The organism is Sphingobium sp. B2D3C (assembly GCF_025961835.1).
GTDB lineage: Bacteria > Pseudomonadota > Alphaproteobacteria > Sphingomonadales > Sphingomonadaceae > Sphingobium.
Genome location: NZ_JAOQOK010000001.1, coordinates 626754 through 642045, shown reverse-complemented (window position 1 = coordinate 642045; position 15292 = coordinate 626754). Strand labels below are relative to the sequence as shown.

Sequence of the window (15292 nt, the reverse complement as noted above, 5' to 3'; positions counted from 1 at the left end):
ATGAGGAGCAAACATGGGCCTTGGCGCCGCACATGCCGTGCTCCCCGGCCGATCAGCCCGCGTGCATCGGAGCTCCCCAGCCGCCCCACACATAGATGGAGACGAACAGGAACAGCCACACCACGTCGACGAAATGCCAGTACCAGGCCGCCGCCTCGAAGCCGAAGTGCTGGCGCGGCGTGAAGTGACCCTTATAGGCCCGCACCTGGCAGACGATCAGGAAGATCGTGCCGACCAGAACGTGGAACCCGTGGAAGCCGGTCGCCATGTAGAATGCCGAGCCATAAGGCGTCGTGCCGAAGGCAAACGGCGCGTGGGCATATTCATAGGCCTGCACGCAGGTGAAGACGATGCCGAGGATGATCGTGAGCCACAGGCCCTTCTTCAGGCCGTCCCGGTCGCCATGGATGATCGCATGGTGCGCCCAGGTAATGGTGGTGCCGGAGCAGAGCAGGATCAGCGTGTTGAGCAGCGGCAGTTCGAAGGGATTGAGAACCTCGATGCCCTCGGACGGGAACAGGCCGTCAATCGGCGGCAGGGCCGTCGGGAAGAGGCTGAAATCGAAGAACGCCCAGAACCAGCCCACGAAGAACATGACTTCCGAGGCGATGAACAGGATCATGCCGTAGCGCAGGTGAAGCTGCACGACAGGGGTGTGATCGCCGGCATGCGCCTCGCGAATAACGTCCGCCCACCAGAAGAACATGGTGGCGAGCACGCCGGCCAGACCCAGGAAGAAGCCCGCGCCGCCCCAGCTGCCCATTTCAGAGGGGTGCATCCAGGCAACGGCGCCCAGCGCCATCACCAGGGCCGACATCGAGCCCATCAACGGCCAGAAACTGGCGGGGAGAATGTGATAATCGTGATTCTTGGCGCCGGCCATATCGTATTCCCTGTATCTAAGCGCTTTATCCGAGCGCTCGTTTGCGCGCTTCTTTAGCTCTGGTCGTCCGGCTTCTCAACCGGATAGAATGTGTAACTCAGCGTGATTTCCTGGACGTCCTTGCCGTCAGAATCATCAAGGAACGCCTTGTCGACATAGAACAGCACGGGCATCCGCACCTGCTGCCCCGGCTGCAAGGTCTGCTCCGTAAAGCAGAAGCACTGCACCTTGCTGAAATATTTGCCGACATATTCGGGCGTGACGTTGAACACGGCGCGCCCGGTCACCGGCTTATTCGAGGTGTTCTTCGCGATGAAGATCGCCATCGACTTGCCGCCGACGCCCACGGTCAGGCGGCGCTTCTCGGGATAGAATTCCCACGGGATGCCGCCGCCGATATTCGAGTCGAACCGAATCGACAGTTGCCGGCCCTGCGTCTGCAGCGAGACCGCCTTGGCGGCCTCTGCGGCGTCGACGCGCTGGGTGGTGCCGCCGAAGCCGGTAACCTGACAGAATAGGCGGTAGAGCGGGACCGCCGCGAAGCCGAGGCCGAGCATCGCCACCGCCACCAGCGCAGCCAGCAGGGCTGTCTTGCGGTTACTCACGCGCTTTCCAGCAATCGTCGTCATCGCACCGCTCCTCAGGCCATTTTCGCGATGGTGATCGCAAAGAAAAGCACGACCAGCGCGGCGAGAATCCACGCCATGATCCGCGCCCGCGCCCGCTGGCGCTCCTGAATGAGTTTCTGGTCTTCAGGGGTCATGCGGCAAACACCCAATGGTCGACGACAACCGCGCCGAAGAGCAGGAAAAGATAGAGAACCGAATATTTGAACAGCCGCCGCTCCGGCTTCATTTGCGCAGGATCGCTCTCCCGGCGCAGCGAGACCTGCAGGGCCATGGCCGCGAAAACCGCTGTCGCCAGCAACGCAGTCACGCCATAGATCGGGCCGGTCAGCCGCAGGACCACCGGCGCCAGCGCAGCAACGCCCATGATGCTGGTATAGCCCAGGATCTGGCGGCGGGTGGTCACCTCACCGGCCACCACCGGCAGCATCGGGATGCCGGCATTGGCGTAATCCATCCGCACGAACAGCGCGAGCGACCAGAAGTGCGGCGGGGTCCAGAAGAAGATCAGCATGAACAAAGCGATGGGCAGCAGCGCCACATCGCCCGTCACCGCCGCCCAGCCGATCAATGGCGGAAAGGCGCCGGCCGCACCACCGATCACGATATTCTGCGCCGTGCGTGGCTTGAGCCAGATAGTGTAGATGAACACATAGAAGAGGATCGACGTCGCCAGAATGCCGGCGGCGAGCCAGTTGGTCGCAAAGCCCATCAGCAGCACAGAAAAGGCAGCGAGGCCGACGCCGAAATGCAGCGCCGTTTCCCGGCTCATCCGGCCGGCCGGCAGCGGACGACCCGCGGTACGCTTCATCCTCGCGTCGCGGTCGACTTCATACCATTGGTTGAGCGCGCCCGCCGCACCAGCGCCGAGCGCGATGCAGAGAATGGCGGTAAAGGCGAGCACCGGAGACAGGCTGCCGGGTGCGACCAGCAATCCGCACAGGCCGGTGAATACGACGAGCGTCAGCACGCGCGGCTTGGTCAGCGCGAGCAGATCGCGCCAGTCCGCCGGGAGCGGAACCGTCGACCCGCCAAGCGGAGACTGTTGTGGCGCGGTGCCCATGATCGATGCCTTGCTCGCCAAAACCTCTGACCTTGCGTTCAGTTCAACTCGTCAGTTCATATCGCAAGCGGGAGCGCTTGCGCGCCCCCGATCACTATCTTGTCTGTTCAAGCCGCCACCCTGAGGACGGCGGCTCGCGGGTGAAACCCGTTGCCGATCAATCGATGACCGGCAAGGTCTCGAACTGGTGGTACGGCGGCGGGCTGGACAGCGTCCATTCCAGCGTCGTGGCACCCTCACCCCACGGATTGGCAGCGGCCTTCTTGCCGGCCAGCAGGGAGATGAAGACGTTTACGAAGAAGATCAGAACGCCCACGCCCATGATCGCATAACCAAACGAGGCGATGCCGTTCCAGTAGGCCAGCGCATCGGTGTAATCCGGCACGCGGCGCTGCATACCGCTCATACCCAGGAAGTGCATCGGGAAGAACATGATGTTCACGCCGATGAAAAACACCCAGAAGTGGAGCTGACCCAGGAACTCGTTGTACATCTTCCCGAACATCTTCGGGAACCAGTAGTAGAAGCCTGCGAACAGCGAGAACACGGCACCGAGCGAGAGCACATAGTGGAAGTGCGCGACCACATAATAGGTGTCGTGCAGGTTATCGTCGATGCCGCCATTGGCGAGCACCACGCCGGTCACGCCACCCACGGTGAACATGAAGATGAAGCCGAGCGACCAGACCATGGGGGTCTTGAAGCTCATCGAGCCGCCCCACATCGTGGCGATCCACGAAAAGATCTTCACGCCGGTCGGCACCGCGATGACCATGGTGGCGGCCGTGAAGTACATCTTCATGTTCACGGTCATGCCGGTGGTGAACATGTGGTGCGCCCACACGATGAAGCCAACGACGCCGATGGCGACCATGGCATAGGCCATGCCGAGATAACCGAAGACGGGCTTGCGGCTGAAGGTGGAGACGATCTGGCTGACGATGCCGAAGCCCGGCAGAATCATGATGTACACTTCGGGGTGGCCGAAGAACCAGAACAGGTGCTGATAGAGAACCGGGTCGCCACCGCCGGCGGCGTCATAGAAGACGGTGCCGAAGTTACGATCGGTCAGCAGCATGGTGATGGCCGCGGCCAGCACGGGCAGTGCGAGCAGCAGCAGGAAGGCGGTGACCAGCACCGACCACACGAACAGCGGCATCTTGTGGATGGTCATCCCCGGTGCGCGCATGTTGAAGATGGTGGTGATGAAGTTGATCGCGCCCAGGATCGAGCTGGCGCCTGCGATGTGCAGCGAGAGAATCGCCATGTCGACCGCCGGACCAGGGCTGCCGCTGGTGGACAGCGGTGCATAGACGGTCCAGCCGGTGCCCGCGCCATTGCCCGTGCCGCCGGGCACGAAGGCCGAGCCAAGCAGGAGCAGGAAGGCCGGGATGAGCAGCCAGAAGCTGATATTGTTCATCCGCGGGAAGGCCATGTCCGGCGCGCCGATCATGATCGGGACGAACCAGTTGCCGAAGCCGCCGATGATCGCCGGCATCACCATGAAGAACACCATGATGAGGCCGTGGGCCGTGATCAGCACGTTCCAGAGGTGATAGGCCTGATCGATCGTCGCATCGGGACCGTCCGCGAAGGTGGCCCAGTGCTGAAGATACTGAATACCCGGCTCAGCCAGCTCGAGACGCATGAGGCCCGAGATGGCGCCGCCAATGACGCCGGCCATGATCGCGAAGATCAGGTAAAGCGTGCCGATGTCCTTGTGGTTCGTCGACATGAACCAGCGGACGAAGAAGCCCGGCTTGTGATCGGCATCATGATCGCCATGGGCGTGCGCCCCGTGGAAATCGTCTGCGGTTGTGGTGCTCATCTTGGAAGTCCTCAGGATGCAGTCGCGGGCGCCGCAGCGGGCGTCTCGGCGTTGGCGGGAGCAGGAGCGGCGGCGGGTGCTTCGGCGGCAGCGGCAGGCGCGGCTGCGTCACCCGGCATCTGGCCACCCTGTGAGCGGACCCACTGTGCGAACCGCTCGGGGCTCACCGCTTCGATCGAGATCGGCATGAAGCCATGGCGTGCACCGCACAGCTCCGAGCAGACGCCGTAGTAGACGCCTTCCTTCTCGATGGTGAAGGTCTTCTCGTTGAGACGACCCGGCACAGCATCTTCCTTCACCCAGAAGGCGGGAATCGAGAAGGAGTGGATCACGTCAGCCGCGGTGATGATCGCCTTGATGGGCACGCCGACCGGCAGCACGACGCGATTGTCGACGCCGAGCAGGCGGGGCTCGCCACGCTTGAGCGCTTCTTCAGGCGGCAGCATGTTGGAGACGTATTCGCCGATGCCGAGATCGGGATACTCATAGCCCCAGTACCACTGATAGCCGGTCACCTTGAGGGTGATGGCATTGGCGGGGGCCGGCTTGAACTGCTTGGCCAGCAGGTCGATCGACGGAATGGCGATACCGATGAGGATCAGCACCGGCGCCAGCGTCCAGACGATCTCGATCGCCGTGTTGTGCGAGGTACGCGAGGGCACCGGGTTGGCGGCGCGACGATAGCGCACCACGACCCAGAGCAGCAGCCCGAGCACGAACAGCGAGATAACCGTGATGACCGGCAGCAGAATCACATTGTGCATCCACAGTGCATAATTGCCGGTGGAGGTCACCTGCTTCTGGAAGGTCGTCTCGCCCACGGCGGGCTGGCCGATGCCTTCAACCGGCGCGGCATGATCGAACGCCGGCGCGGCGGGAGCTGCGGGCGCAGCGGCGGCGGCCGGTGCGGCTTCCGCAGTCGACGCCGCGGGCGCAGCAGCCTGTTCTGCCTGCCCGAAAGCGGAAGATGGCGCGAGCGTGCTCAGTCCGAGCGCGATCGCCACCATGAAGCCATTGATTCTTCTAGTCATGCGGTCGACCTGCCTTCAATTTCAGGCCGCTAGCGAAAGACATCGACTGCGGCCCCCCTCATTGATCTTGCGGCCCCTATACGCAGCCAGCCTCCCAGCCTCAAGCGCAGAAATTGCCCGAATGCCAGCCGTTGATTGTCAGCCCGTCCGCCGCTATCTGCGCCGCTCTATATAAGAGGTCGGGGAAACATGACAGAATCGGAAGTGCTCGCTGAATTTCGCGCCTGTGACGCGCTGCTCCAGGGGCATTTCCTGCTGTCCTCGGGCAAGCACAGCGCCAACTATCTGCAGTGCGCGCGCGTGCTGATGAATCCCGAGCGCGCCGGCCGCATCGCCGTTGCGATCGCCCAGTCTATCCCGCGCGATATTCGCGCTGCCATTGACGTCGTTGTCTCGCCGGCGATGGGCGGCATCATCATCGGCCACGAAATGGGCCGGGCGCTGGGCTGCGATGCACTGTTTCTCGAGCGGCCGCAGGGCACCTTCTTGTTCCGTCGCGGTTTCTCGCTAACACCCGGCCAGAAGGTGCTGATGGTCGAGGACGTCGTGACGACCGGCCTCTCCTCCCGCCAGGCGATGGAAGCGGTGCGCGCGGAAGGCGGCGAGGTCATCGCCGAAGCCGCCGTGGTCGATCGTTCGGCCGGCGAGGCCAATCTCGGCGTGCCCTTCTTCCCGCTCGTGAGCCTCAACTTCCCTGTGTACGACGCTGACGATCTGCCGCCCGAGCTGGCCGCGATCCCGGCCACCAAACCGGGCAGCCGGGCATGACAGCAATGGCGGACCAGAGCGGCCGCCACCTGCGCCTGGGCGTCAACATCGATCATGTGGCGACCATCCGCAACGCGCGGGGCGCCTCCTACCCCGATCCGGTCCGCGCCGCCCTGCTCGCGCAGGAAGCCGGCGCTGACGGCATCACCGCACATTTGCGTGAAGATCGCCGGCACATCACGGATAAGGACATTGCGCGCCTGTCCGCCGAGCTGGAGATCCCGTTCAATTTCGAGATGGCGGCGACACAGGAAATGCTGGAGATCGCGCTGCGCCACAAGCCGCACGCCGTCTGCCTCGTGCCGGAGCGCCGCGAGGAGCGCACCACCGAGGGCGGGCTGGACGCGGCCGGGTTGCACAATCACCTCGCGCCCATGGTCGATCGGCTCGGCGAAGCGGGCTGCCGCGTCTCGCTGTTCATCGAGGCCGATCCGCGCCAGATCGATGCGGCGCTGCGCCTCAAGGTGCCGGTGGTGGAATTGCACACGGGCAAATATTGCGAGGTCGAAGGCCCCGAACAAGCTGCGGAGCTCCGCCGCATCACCGACATGGCAGCACTGGCCGCCAAGAACGGCATCGAGCCCCATGCCGGCCATGGCCTGACTTACGAGAATGTCGCGCCGATCGCAGCGATTCCGCAGGTCGCTGAACTCAATATCGGCCACTTCCTTATCGGCGAGGCGATCTTCTTGGGCCTGCGCGACAGCGTGGCGCAGATGCGCAAGCTGATGGACGAGGCGCGCGGCCAGGCATGATCGTCGGCCTGGGCTCTGATCTTTGCAATATCGAGCGAATCCAGGCCTCTCTGGACCGGTTCGGAGCGCGATTCGAGCAGCGGGTGTTCACCGATCATGAGATCGCCCGAGCCAATCGACGCCCGTTTACGAAGGCCGGCACATTGGCCAAGCGCTTCGCGGCCAAGGAGGCCTTCAGCAAGGCAGTCGGCACCGGATTCAAGGCCGGCGTCTTCATGAAGGACATTGGCGTCATCAATCTGCCATCCGGCGCACCGACGCTTGCCCTCACGGGCGGCGCCAAAGCGCGACTGGATGCCTTGACCCCGCCCGGCGCCAGCCTATTTGTTCACCTGACATTGACCGACGATCATCCCTGGGCGCAGGCGTTCGTCATTCTGGAGGCGCGCTTTCCGTGACGGATGAGGCATCGATCAAGGCGCAGGAAACGCGCCGGAAACGCGCTGACAAGAAGACCGATTGGGTCGGCGAGATCAAGAGCATCGTGCTGCTGCTCGCGGCGGTGCTGGCGTTCCACAGCTTCGTGGCCAAGCCTTTCTACATCCCGTCCGAATCGATGATGCCGACCATGTTGGTGGGCGACCGGCTCATTGTTTCCAAATATGCCTATGGCTGGTCCTACGTCTCCCCGACGATTCCCAATCCGGCCGCGATCCTGCGCACCACATTGCTGGGCGGACCGCCCGAGCCCTGGGGTGTCACGCTGCCGTTCATGAACGGGCGCGTTTGGGGCAAAATGCCCGAGCGCGGCGACATCGCGATCGTGACGCCGCAGAACAGCAACGAGGATTATATCAAGCGCGTCATCGGCTTGCCCGGCGATCTGCTGGAAGTGCGGGACGGCGTGGTGATCCTCAACGGCAAGCCGGTGAAGCAGGAGGCCCTGCCCGCCATGCGGATGCCGGTGGACGCCAACAGCCGCTGCGATCCACGCCAATTCCCCGGCGCGCTCGAAACCCAGCCCGATGGCACACAGGTGTGCGTGCTCCCGGTGCTGCGTGAGACGCTGCCCAATGGACGCAGCTACACGATCATCGACATGGGCGCACGCGAGACCGACTGGTACGGCCCGGTGCGCATCCCCGCCGGCCATGTGTTCCTGATGGGCGATAATCGCGACAATAGCGCGGACAGCCGCGTCTCCGCCGCGATGCAGGGCCTTGGTGGCCCCGTGCCTTGGGAATCGCTGGGCGGCCGCGCCGAATTCATCACCTTCTCGCTCGACGGTTCGACGCGGCTCAATCCTGCGACGTGGATCAGCAGCTTCCGCAGCGGCCGCGCGGGGATGTCGTTGCATCCTGAAGAGACAGCAGGTTCCGCGCAGCGCTAAGCGCTTTTGCGGTAAGAGCGGCTCTTCACCGACAGCCGAGATAGCCGCGCACGGCACGGCCGACGCGTTCTTCCAGACCGGGCCGGTCCTGCTCTCCATGCGCACCAGCCGCGTCGACCATGCCCTTGATGATCGCGAGCATGTCCTGCGCGGCAAGCGCTGTATCGGCTTGGGGCGGAAGATCCGGGCGCTGTAACACGCTGGTGACGATCTCGCGGAGCCGCACGCTCACCGCGTGAATCGCCGGATCGAGCGGTAGCCGCGCCTCCTCGATATCAAGAAGGCGCGCCAAAACCGGGCGCCGGAGTTGATGCGCGACCGCTGCCGCGATGAGCAGGGCCAGCGCCGCCTCCCCCGTCTCGGCCGTTGTCGCCGTCTCCCAATCGGTGATCAGCAGCGCGGTTTCCCGCAAAATCAGCGCGCCAATCAGCGCATCCTTGCCCGGGAAATATTGATACAGCGACCCGATGCTGACGCCGGCACGTTCGGCAACGGCATTCGTGGTTAGTCCGCCGAGTCCCTTTTCCTCCAGAATGCGAGCCGTCGCTTCGACGATGGCCTTTACCGTCTCCAAAGAGCGGCTCTGCCGCGGCGATTTTCTGGGGATGGAGCGCTGCTGGGAAGGGATGTTGGTCATGACGTCAATGCGAGTAGCCAATCTTGAGCATTTGCTCGCATTTAGTCCGCGCAGACACAGACTGACAAGGACCTATCATGACCAATGCAAGCCTTTCGTTCGAACCCGCCCTCACCGTCTTCATGCTGGTCAAGACGTCGCCAGAGTGGCTCGGCTTTCCCGTCGATCAGCGTTTCGCGCTGCTGAACGAGCAATTCGCGCCCATTCTGCGCAAGCACGCCGGCAAGGTTGCGCTGCGCTTCTTCGACGTGGAGTTCTACGCGACGCGCGTAACCGACATCTGGATGTGGGATGCGATCGACCACCACGCCTATCAGTTGCTGGTCGAGGACCTGCGGGAAACAGCCTTCTGGGACCGTTATTTCGATATCGTCGAAATTCTGACCGGTGTCGAAAATGCCTATGCCAAGAATTATGGCCGGCCGGTCATTAGCGGATGAGGCGTCTAACAGGATGACGGCCCAGATGCCGGGCCGGGAATGAGATGTGTGAAGCGGGCGCCGGATCGGCGCCCCTTCCCCATCAGGGCTGCGGCATCTCCGGCGCGCCCGGCGGCATCGCGCCCGGGCCACCCGGACCTCCGCCCTGCTGCTGCATCATCTGCTGCATCTGCATCATCTGCTGGGCCTGCATGACCTCGGCACGGGATTTGAACTCAAGCAGCTTGATCTCGAACTGCAAGGGCGTGTTCGGCGGGATGACGCCGCCCGGAGGGGGGCTGTCGCCATAAGCCAGCTCGGCGGGGATCCATGCGCGAATGCTGCCGCCGCGCTTGAGCAGGGTCACGGCTTCCGCAAAGCCGGGGACCAGCGACTGCAGGTCCATGGGCGCGCTCTCATTCTCGTCGAACACCGTGCCGTCGGGCAGCGTGCCCTTATAGGCCACGAGCGCAAAATCATCGCGGGTGGGGCTTTCACCCGACCCTTGCGTGATCATCTGGTAGCGCAGGCCGCTGGCGGTATGGCCGAACTGGCGGCTGCCAGCCCAGGCCAGCACCGCCGCAACGGCCAGCACCAGCACGACCGCAAGCCAGAAACGACGAACCGAACCGCGCCGGATGGGCTGCAAGGGAACCGCCGTGACGGACATAGGCCGTGCCTCTTCTTATTGAAACCGGGAGAATCAACAGGGCCGCAAGCGCGGCCCTGAAATTAACTTAACGGGCGCCGTCGCGCTCGGCGCGCTTGCGCTCCAGCTTGCGGGCACGACGGATGGCCGCAGCCTTCTCGCGCGCACGCTTCTCGGAGGGCTTCTCATAGTGACGACGGAGCTTCATCTCGCGATAAACGCCCTCACGCTGCAGCTTCTTCTTGAGCGCCCGCAGCGCCTGGTCGACGTTGTTGTCGCGCACGATGATTTGCATAAGCTCGTCAGTCTCCAGTTCTATCGCTTGTCCGCAGGGACCGGAGCACACTCCGGACGCGGTATCAATCTGCCTAAAATAACATACGCCGCGACAATCTGCCACGGCGGAACGGGCTGCCCTTATCAGGGTGACCTTACCGGATCAAGACCGGAAAGGCTTGGAAAAGGCCACAATCATTGCGGTGTGACATTGCGGATGCGGTCCAGGGCAGGTGGGCCGCGATGCGAGTCGCTGGCGATATACACCTCCAGCGCGTCCACATCCACCGGCCCTTCCGCCAGCACCGGCGCCGGCGCGAACAGGCGCAGGCCATCACCGCCCTGCGCGATGAAATTGTTCATGGCGACCCGGTAAGTGCCCTCGTCGCGCAATGCCGCGCCATTCAGGCGGATGTTGAAGACGCGTGCGCCGGCGGGACGGCTGGCATCGAACTCATAGCTGAATCCCCTGGAAACGCTGAGGATCGACGGGCGATCACCACGGGTGAACTGCTGCTCCAGCGCGGCACGGATGTCTGCCCCCGAGAGCTGCTTGACGAGCACCACATTGCCGAAGGGCTGCGCGGAGTAGAGATCGCCAAAGCGCACGCTGCCATCGGCCAAGGGCGCGACGGGCGCGCGCAATCCGCCGGGATTCATGAGGGCCAGCTGCGCCCCGCCCCGCTCCGGCGCTTGCACGGAGGCCAACTGCGCATCGGCGATGAAGTTGCCGAGCGTGCTCTGGCCGCTCACATCGGCGATCTGGGTCAGGCTGCCGGCCAGCTTGCCGACGACTCGGTCGCTCACGCTGGAGGCCGCCGTGCGATAGCGCGCCACGAGATCGGTCAATTCGGGCTGGGCGACAGGCGCATCCTCGCGCTGCTCCACGAGAAGGTTCTCGGCCCGCTTGTCGACCAGCCGATGTGCGGCGACATCATAATCGAGCGTGATGCGGGTGAGCAGCGTGCCATATTGACCCGCGCTGGTGGCGAGCAAGGGCCGGCTGGGATCAACCGTGCCATAGCGGCAGACATAGGCCTGATGGGTATGCCCGGAAATCACGAGATCGAAAGCAGGATCGAGCCGCGCCATGATCTGCGGCAGCGGTCCGGAGAGCGAGCCGCAATCGCCGGGATCGCCCTCCCCACCCGGATAGCCGCCTTCGTGGATCAGCAGCACCAATATCTCTGCCCCGGCCTGCTTGAGCGCGGCGACATAGCTGTTCGCCGCCTCCGCCTCATCAAGAAAGCGCAGATTGGCAACACCGCTCGGCGCCACGATCTCCGGCGTGCCCTTGAGCGTGACGCCGACAAAGCCGACGGTCACCGTCTTGCCGCCCGCGAGGGCAAAGCGCTTGAGGCCATAAGCCGGGAACAAGGTCTGCCCATCGGCCTGCTGCACGTTCGCCGCAAGAAAGCCAAAGCGCGCGCCGGGGAAATCGCTCATCACCTGGCAGGGCTGCAATCGTGTAAACTGCGTGCAGCCGCCGGTCTGCATCCGGCGCAGCTCGTCCGGCCCGCGATCGAACTCATGATTGCCCACCGAGTTGAAATCAACGCCGACCGTGTTCATCACGCGGATCGTCGGCTCATCGAGGAAATGGCCGGAGATGAGTGGCGAGGCGCTGATCATGTCGCCGGCGGAGACCACGGCGCTGTTGGGATTCTCGGCCCGCAGGCGGGAGACGGCCTGCGCAAAGTGGATCGCGCCGCCCGCTGCCGTGCGCGGCGCATCGGCAGCGGCGCCCGGTGGGAGCACGGTCTGTCCGACCGTATCGATATGGCCGTGAAAATCATTGAAGGCGATGATCTGCAGCCGCGCAATACTGTCGCCCGCCGGGGATGCGGGCCGCTGCGCCGTCTGTGCGCAGGCGCCGAGCAGAAGAAGGCCAAGCGGCAGGCTGGCGCGGATCATCGAGGAAAATTGCATCGTCACTCGTCCATAGCTGGCGAAAAGCGGGTCTCTGTTAGCAGATGCTCCGGGTCATCGCAGTGACAGCGGCACAGGCCGCCGCCTTTCACTCGACAACCCGCCCTCTCCCGCGCATCATCCAAGCCATCGCCCCACGAGACCCAGGAGGGTCCGGCGCAAGGAGAGAGGATCATGGCCACCGCCGCCCAAACACACCCGATGAGCGATGCCGAATGGCAGGCCCGCCAGCAACTGGCCGCCTGCTACCGCATCTTTGCGCATATGGGCTGGGACGAACTGATCTATAATCACATCTCGCTGCGCGTGCCGGGCGAAGAGCAGGCGTTTCTCATCAACCCTTTCGGCCTCCATTATTCGGAGGTCAAGGCATCCAATCTCGTCAAGATCGACATTGACGGCAACACGCTGGATGGCAGCCCGCACCCGGTCAACCGCGCGGGCTTCGTGCAGCACAGCGTCTTCCACCGCCATGTGCCGGACGCGCATTGTATCATCCACACCCACACCACGGCGGGCATGGCCGTCTCGTCTACCCAGGAAGGGCTGCTGGCGACGAACTTCTATGCCGGCTTCCTGGTCGGCAACATCGCCTATCATGATTTCGAGGGCGTAACCGTGCGCACGGAGGAAGGCGCGCGCCTCGTCGCCAATCTGGGCGACAAGCGCTTCATGATCCTGCGCAACCATGGCTTGCTGGTGATGGGCCAGACGTTGCCGGAGGCATTCCTACGCTATTTCGTATTTGAGCGGGCCTGCGAAATCCAGCTGGCGACCCGGCAGGCGGGCACGCCGCTGATCATCCCAGACGAGGTGCTGGCCGTGCATAAGCGCGACATGTTTTCGGCCATTCCGGCCGAGCGGTTCGGGATGCTCGACTTTGCCGCGATGGTGCGCGTGATCGACCGGATCGACCCAAGCTGGCGCGACTGAGCATTGCTCCGGCACGCCGCTGGTGGCAATCAGGGGCGTGTTTCCGGGAAGATTCTCCATGAAGGTATTGGCAATGGCGGCTGCGATCACCCTCGCAAGCGGAACGAGGGCGGCTACGGCAGACACTGTGGCGCAGGACGACCCCTTCCTCTGGCTCGAGGACTGGCATGGCGAGAAGTCCATGGCCTGGGTGGAAGCGGAGAATGCGCGCACCGTGAACGTGCTTCAGAACGACCCCAATTACCCCGGCATGGTGAAGGACGCGATCGCCATCGCCACCGCGACCGACCGCATTCCGATGCCGAGCCTGATCGGCGGGCGCATCTATAATTTCTGGCGCGATGCCGCGCATCCGCAGGGCATCTGGCGGCACACCAGCGCCAGCGAGTATGCGCAGGCCAGCCCGCGCTGGACGACCGCGCTCGATCTCGACGCGCTGAGCAAGGCCGAGGCGAAGAAATGGGTGTGGAAAGGCGCCACCTGCCTAGAGCCGGATGAGCGGCGCTGCCTGATTTCGCTGTCTGACGGTGGCGAGGATGCCACCGACATTCGCGAGTTCGATCTCACCACCGGCGCCTTCGTCAAGGGCGGCTTTGTGCTCTCCACCTCTAAGCAGGGTGTGGACTGGGTCGATGCCGACACGCTCATCGCCTCGCGCGACTGGGGCGAAGGCACGCTGACGGCATCGGGCTATCCGTTCGTCGTCAAGACGCTCAAGCGCGGCGCGCCGCTGAGCGATGCCACAGAGGTGTTTCGCGGCGCGAAGGAGGATGTCGGCGTTTGGCCGGCGGTGCTCAACGATGGCGCGGGCAATCGAGCAGTGATTCTGGTGCGCTCGCGGACCTTCTTCGAGAATGATTACATCCTCGTCACGCCGCAGGGCGTGCGCAAGCTGCCGCTGCCGGCAAAGTCCACACTCTCGGGCATGATCGCCGGCCGGGTGATCCTCAAGACCAGCGAGCCATGGCGCAGCGGCGGCGTGGACGTGCCGACCGGCAGCGCGGTGGCGATCTCGCTCGATGATCTGCGCGCCGAGCCGACGCTGGTGCCCCAAATATTGTTCGCACCGGGCGCCCGGCAATCGGTCGAGCAGGTCGCCACGACCCGCGACCATGTCATCCTCGCCACCACCGACAATGTGCGTGGCAGCGCCGCCGTATTGACGCCGACCGCGACGGGCTGGACATCGACTGCGCTGACGCTGCCCGACAATGCCTCCATCGGCATCGCGGCGGCCAGCGACCGGGACAATGCGGCCTATCTGTCTGTCACCGGTTTTCTTCAGCCGACAACGCTCTGGCAGATCGATGCCGCCAAGCCGGCGCCGGTGCAGGTGAAGGCCCTGCCCGCGCGCTTCGATGCCAGCGGGCTGGTGGTCGAGCAGTTCGAGGCCAGTTCTACCGACGGAACGAAAATTCCCTATTTCATCGTCCACCGTGAAGGGATGGCTCGCGATGGCAGCACGCCGACGATCATGACGGCTTATGGCGGTTTCGAGGTTTCCTATACGCCGTCCTACTCCGCGCTGATCGGCAAGCTCTGGCTGGAGCGCGGCGGCAGCTTCGTCGTCGCCAACATCCGTGGCGGCGGGGAATTCGGGCCGGCCTGGCATCAGGCCGGGCTCAAGACCAAGCGCCAGATCATCTATGATGACTTTGCTGCCGTGGGCCGGGATATCTTCGCGCGCAAGCTCTCCAGCCCCAAGAAGTTCGGCATCTTCGGCGGCTCCAATGGCGGGCTGCTGATGGGCGTGGAGTTCAACCAGCATCCAGAACTGTGGAACGCGGTGGTCATTCAGGTGCCGCTGCTGGACATGCTGCGCTTCGAGCAGATCGCCGCCGGGCCGAGCTGGGTCGATGAGTATGGCAGCGTCTCGGTGCCGGAGGAAAAGGCGTTCCTCGAGACGATCTCGCCTTACCATAATGTGGTGAAGGGGAAGGCCTATCCCGAGCCCTATATCTGGACGACGACCAAGGATGACCGCGTCGGCCCCCAGCACGCCCGCAAGTTCGCGGCGCGGCTCAAGGATTATGGCATCCCCTATCTCTTCTACGAGGATACAGCAGGCGGCCATTCGGGCGATGCGGACATCGAGCAGAGCGCCCGGCTGAAGGCGATGGAAATGGTCTACTTCACCCGCAAGCTCGTCGACGGCAAGTGACGCA

At 63.9% G+C, this 15292-nt stretch carries 17 protein-coding genes; 7 read left to right on the top strand and 10 right to left on the bottom strand.

The window, feature by feature from the left end:
- Positions 1–52 precede the first annotated feature (52 nt).
- The 6 genes from M2339_RS02975 to coxB form a co-directional block, all read right to left on the bottom strand.
- On the bottom strand, positions 53–883 hold the full coding sequence (locus M2339_RS02975; protein ID WP_181560186.1) for a cytochrome c oxidase subunit 3: 831 nt from the start codon (positions 881–883) through the stop codon (positions 53–55).
- 53 nt (positions 884–936) lie between these two features.
- Positions 937–1512 carry a cytochrome c oxidase assembly protein gene (locus M2339_RS02970; protein ID WP_264587554.1) on the bottom strand — a complete coding sequence of 192 codons (576 nt, stop codon included), beginning with the start codon at positions 1510–1512 and terminating at the stop codon, positions 937–939.
- Positions 1513–1523: 11 nt separating this feature from the next.
- Positions 1524–1646: a hypothetical protein gene (locus M2339_RS02965; protein ID WP_264570860.1), complete on the bottom strand. Its 123-nt coding sequence runs from the start codon at positions 1644–1646 to the stop codon at positions 1524–1526.
- Positions 1643–2572 (bottom strand): heme o synthase, encoded by a 930-nt coding sequence (locus M2339_RS02960; protein ID WP_264588375.1) that lies wholly within the window; start codon positions 2570–2572, stop codon positions 1643–1645. The genes M2339_RS02965 and M2339_RS02960 overlap by 4 nt, the downstream gene beginning before the upstream one ends.
- 157 nt (positions 2573–2729) lie before the next feature.
- Positions 2730–4400 (bottom strand): cytochrome c oxidase subunit I, encoded by a 1671-nt coding sequence (ctaD, locus tag M2339_RS02955; RefSeq protein WP_181560188.1) that lies wholly within the window; start codon positions 4398–4400, stop codon positions 2730–2732.
- Positions 4401–4411: 11 nt separating this feature from the next.
- Positions 4412–5431 carry a cytochrome c oxidase subunit II gene (coxB, locus tag M2339_RS02950; RefSeq protein WP_181560189.1) on the bottom strand — a complete coding sequence of 340 codons (1020 nt, stop codon included), beginning with the start codon at positions 5429–5431 and terminating at the stop codon, positions 4412–4414.
- Positions 5432–5620: 189 nt separating this feature from the next.
- Between coxB and pyrE the strand changes: the two genes are divergently transcribed.
- Genes pyrE through lepB form a run of 4 tightly spaced genes read left to right on the top strand, consistent with a single transcriptional unit; the run spans position 5621 to position 8284 of the window.
- The gene (gene pyrE / locus M2339_RS02945; protein ID WP_264573260.1) at positions 5621–6199 is read left to right on the top strand and encodes an orotate phosphoribosyltransferase; all 579 of its coding nucleotides are present in this window, start codon (positions 5621–5623) and stop codon (positions 6197–6199) included.
- A gap of 5 nt (positions 6200–6204) precedes the next feature.
- Entirely contained in the window at positions 6205–6954 is a 750-nt protein-coding gene (locus tag M2339_RS02940; RefSeq protein WP_264588376.1) for a pyridoxine 5'-phosphate synthase, read from the top strand.
- Positions 6951–7352: a holo-ACP synthase gene (acpS, locus tag M2339_RS02935; RefSeq protein ID WP_264587555.1), complete on the top strand. Its 402-nt coding sequence runs from the start codon at positions 6951–6953 to the stop codon at positions 7350–7352. Before M2339_RS02940 ends, acpS begins: the two co-directional genes overlap by 4 nt.
- A 14-nt stretch (positions 7353–7366) precedes the next feature.
- Positions 7367–8284 (top strand): signal peptidase I, encoded by a 918-nt coding sequence (gene lepB, locus M2339_RS02930; RefSeq protein ID WP_264588377.1) that lies wholly within the window; start codon positions 7367–7369, stop codon positions 8282–8284.
- A 25-nt stretch (positions 8285–8309) separates the two neighbouring features.
- Here the strand turns inward: lepB and M2339_RS02925 are convergent, their stop codons facing one another.
- On the bottom strand, positions 8310–8921 hold the full coding sequence (locus M2339_RS02925; protein ID WP_264587556.1) for a TetR/AcrR family transcriptional regulator: 612 nt from the start codon (positions 8919–8921) through the stop codon (positions 8310–8312).
- A 77-nt stretch (positions 8922–8998) separates the two neighbouring features.
- On the opposite strand from M2339_RS02925, the gene M2339_RS02920 reads away from it, so the two are divergent.
- Complete coding sequence (locus M2339_RS02920) at positions 8999–9361, top strand: darcynin family protein (protein WP_264573264.1); 363 nt, start codon at positions 8999–9001, stop codon at positions 9359–9361.
- Positions 9362–9443: 82 nt separating this feature from the next.
- Here the strand turns inward: M2339_RS02920 and M2339_RS02915 are convergent, their stop codons facing one another.
- The 3 genes from M2339_RS02915 to M2339_RS02905 all read right to left on the bottom strand — a co-directional run bounded on the left by M2339_RS02915 (position 9444) and on the right by M2339_RS02905 (position 12194).
- Positions 9444–10010: an FKBP-type peptidyl-prolyl cis-trans isomerase gene (locus tag M2339_RS02915; RefSeq protein WP_264585446.1), complete on the bottom strand. Its 567-nt coding sequence runs from the start codon at positions 10008–10010 to the stop codon at positions 9444–9446.
- 67 nt (positions 10011–10077) lie between these two features.
- Complete coding sequence (gene rpsU / locus M2339_RS02910; RefSeq protein WP_181560196.1) at positions 10078–10284, bottom strand: 30S ribosomal protein S21; 207 nt, start codon at positions 10282–10284, stop codon at positions 10078–10080.
- A 176-nt stretch (positions 10285–10460) separates the two neighbouring features.
- Positions 10461–12194 (bottom strand): bifunctional metallophosphatase/5'-nucleotidase, encoded by a 1734-nt coding sequence (locus tag M2339_RS02905; RefSeq protein ID WP_264587557.1) that lies wholly within the window; start codon positions 12192–12194, stop codon positions 10461–10463.
- Positions 12195–12368: 174 nt separating this feature from the next.
- Here M2339_RS02905 and M2339_RS02900 point away from each other — a divergent pair, with 174 nt between their 5' ends.
- A complete protein-coding gene (locus tag M2339_RS02900) occupies positions 12369–13127 on the top strand; it encodes a class II aldolase/adducin family protein (protein ID WP_264573267.1) in 759 nt (252 codons plus the stop codon).
- A 58-nt stretch (positions 13128–13185) separates the two neighbouring features.
- Positions 13186–15288, top strand: coding sequence for a prolyl oligopeptidase family serine peptidase (locus M2339_RS02895; protein WP_264587558.1), 2103 nt, complete (start codon positions 13186–13188; stop codon positions 15286–15288).
- The last annotated feature ends 4 nt before the right edge of the window (positions 15289–15292 follow it).

What these genes read in the sequence shown, in the direction of transcription:
- M2339_RS02975 (WP_181560186.1), bottom strand. Translation starts at nt 883, where the DNA reads ATGGCCGGCGCCAAGAATCACGATTATCACATTCTCCCCGCCAGTTTC.
- M2339_RS02970 (WP_264587554.1), bottom strand. Translation starts at nt 1,512, where the DNA reads ATGACGACGATTGCTGGAAAGCGCGTGAGTAACCGCAAGACAGCCCTG.
- M2339_RS02965 (WP_264570860.1), bottom strand. Translation starts at nt 1,646, where the DNA reads ATGACCCCTGAAGACCAGAAACTCATTCAGGAGCGCCAGCGGGCGCGG.
- M2339_RS02960 (WP_264588375.1), bottom strand. Translation starts at nt 2,572, where the DNA reads ATGGGCACCGCGCCACAACAGTCTCCGCTTGGCGGGTCGACGGTTCCG.
- ctaD (WP_181560188.1), bottom strand. Translation starts at nt 4,400, where the DNA reads ATGAGCACCACAACCGCAGACGATTTCCACGGGGCGCACGCCCATGGC.
- coxB (WP_181560189.1), bottom strand. Translation starts at nt 5,431, where the DNA reads ATGACTAGAAGAATCAATGGCTTCATGGTGGCGATCGCGCTCGGACTG.
- pyrE (WP_264573260.1), top strand. Translation starts at nt 5,621, where the DNA reads ATGACAGAATCGGAAGTGCTCGCTGAATTTCGCGCCTGTGACGCGCTG.
- M2339_RS02940 (WP_264588376.1), top strand. Translation starts at nt 6,205, where the DNA reads ATGGCGGACCAGAGCGGCCGCCACCTGCGCCTGGGCGTCAACATCGAT.
- acpS (WP_264587555.1), top strand. Translation starts at nt 6,951, where the DNA reads ATGATCGTCGGCCTGGGCTCTGATCTTTGCAATATCGAGCGAATCCAG.
- M2339_RS02925 (WP_264587556.1), bottom strand. Translation starts at nt 8,921, where the DNA reads ATGACCAACATCCCTTCCCAGCAGCGCTCCATCCCCAGAAAATCGCCG.
- M2339_RS02920 (WP_264573264.1), top strand. Translation starts at nt 8,999, where the DNA reads ATGACCAATGCAAGCCTTTCGTTCGAACCCGCCCTCACCGTCTTCATG.
- M2339_RS02915 (WP_264585446.1), bottom strand. Translation starts at nt 10,010, where the DNA reads ATGTCCGTCACGGCGGTTCCCTTGCAGCCCATCCGGCGCGGTTCGGTT.
- rpsU (WP_181560196.1), bottom strand. Translation starts at nt 10,284, where the DNA reads ATGCAAATCATCGTGCGCGACAACAACGTCGACCAGGCGCTGCGGGCG.
- M2339_RS02905 (WP_264587557.1), bottom strand. Translation starts at nt 12,194, where the DNA reads ATGCAATTTTCCTCGATGATCCGCGCCAGCCTGCCGCTTGGCCTTCTT.
- M2339_RS02900 (WP_264573267.1), top strand. Translation starts at nt 12,369, where the DNA reads ATGGCCACCGCCGCCCAAACACACCCGATGAGCGATGCCGAATGGCAG.
- M2339_RS02895 (WP_264587558.1), top strand. Translation starts at nt 13,186, where the DNA reads ATGAAGGTATTGGCAATGGCGGCTGCGATCACCCTCGCAAGCGGAACG.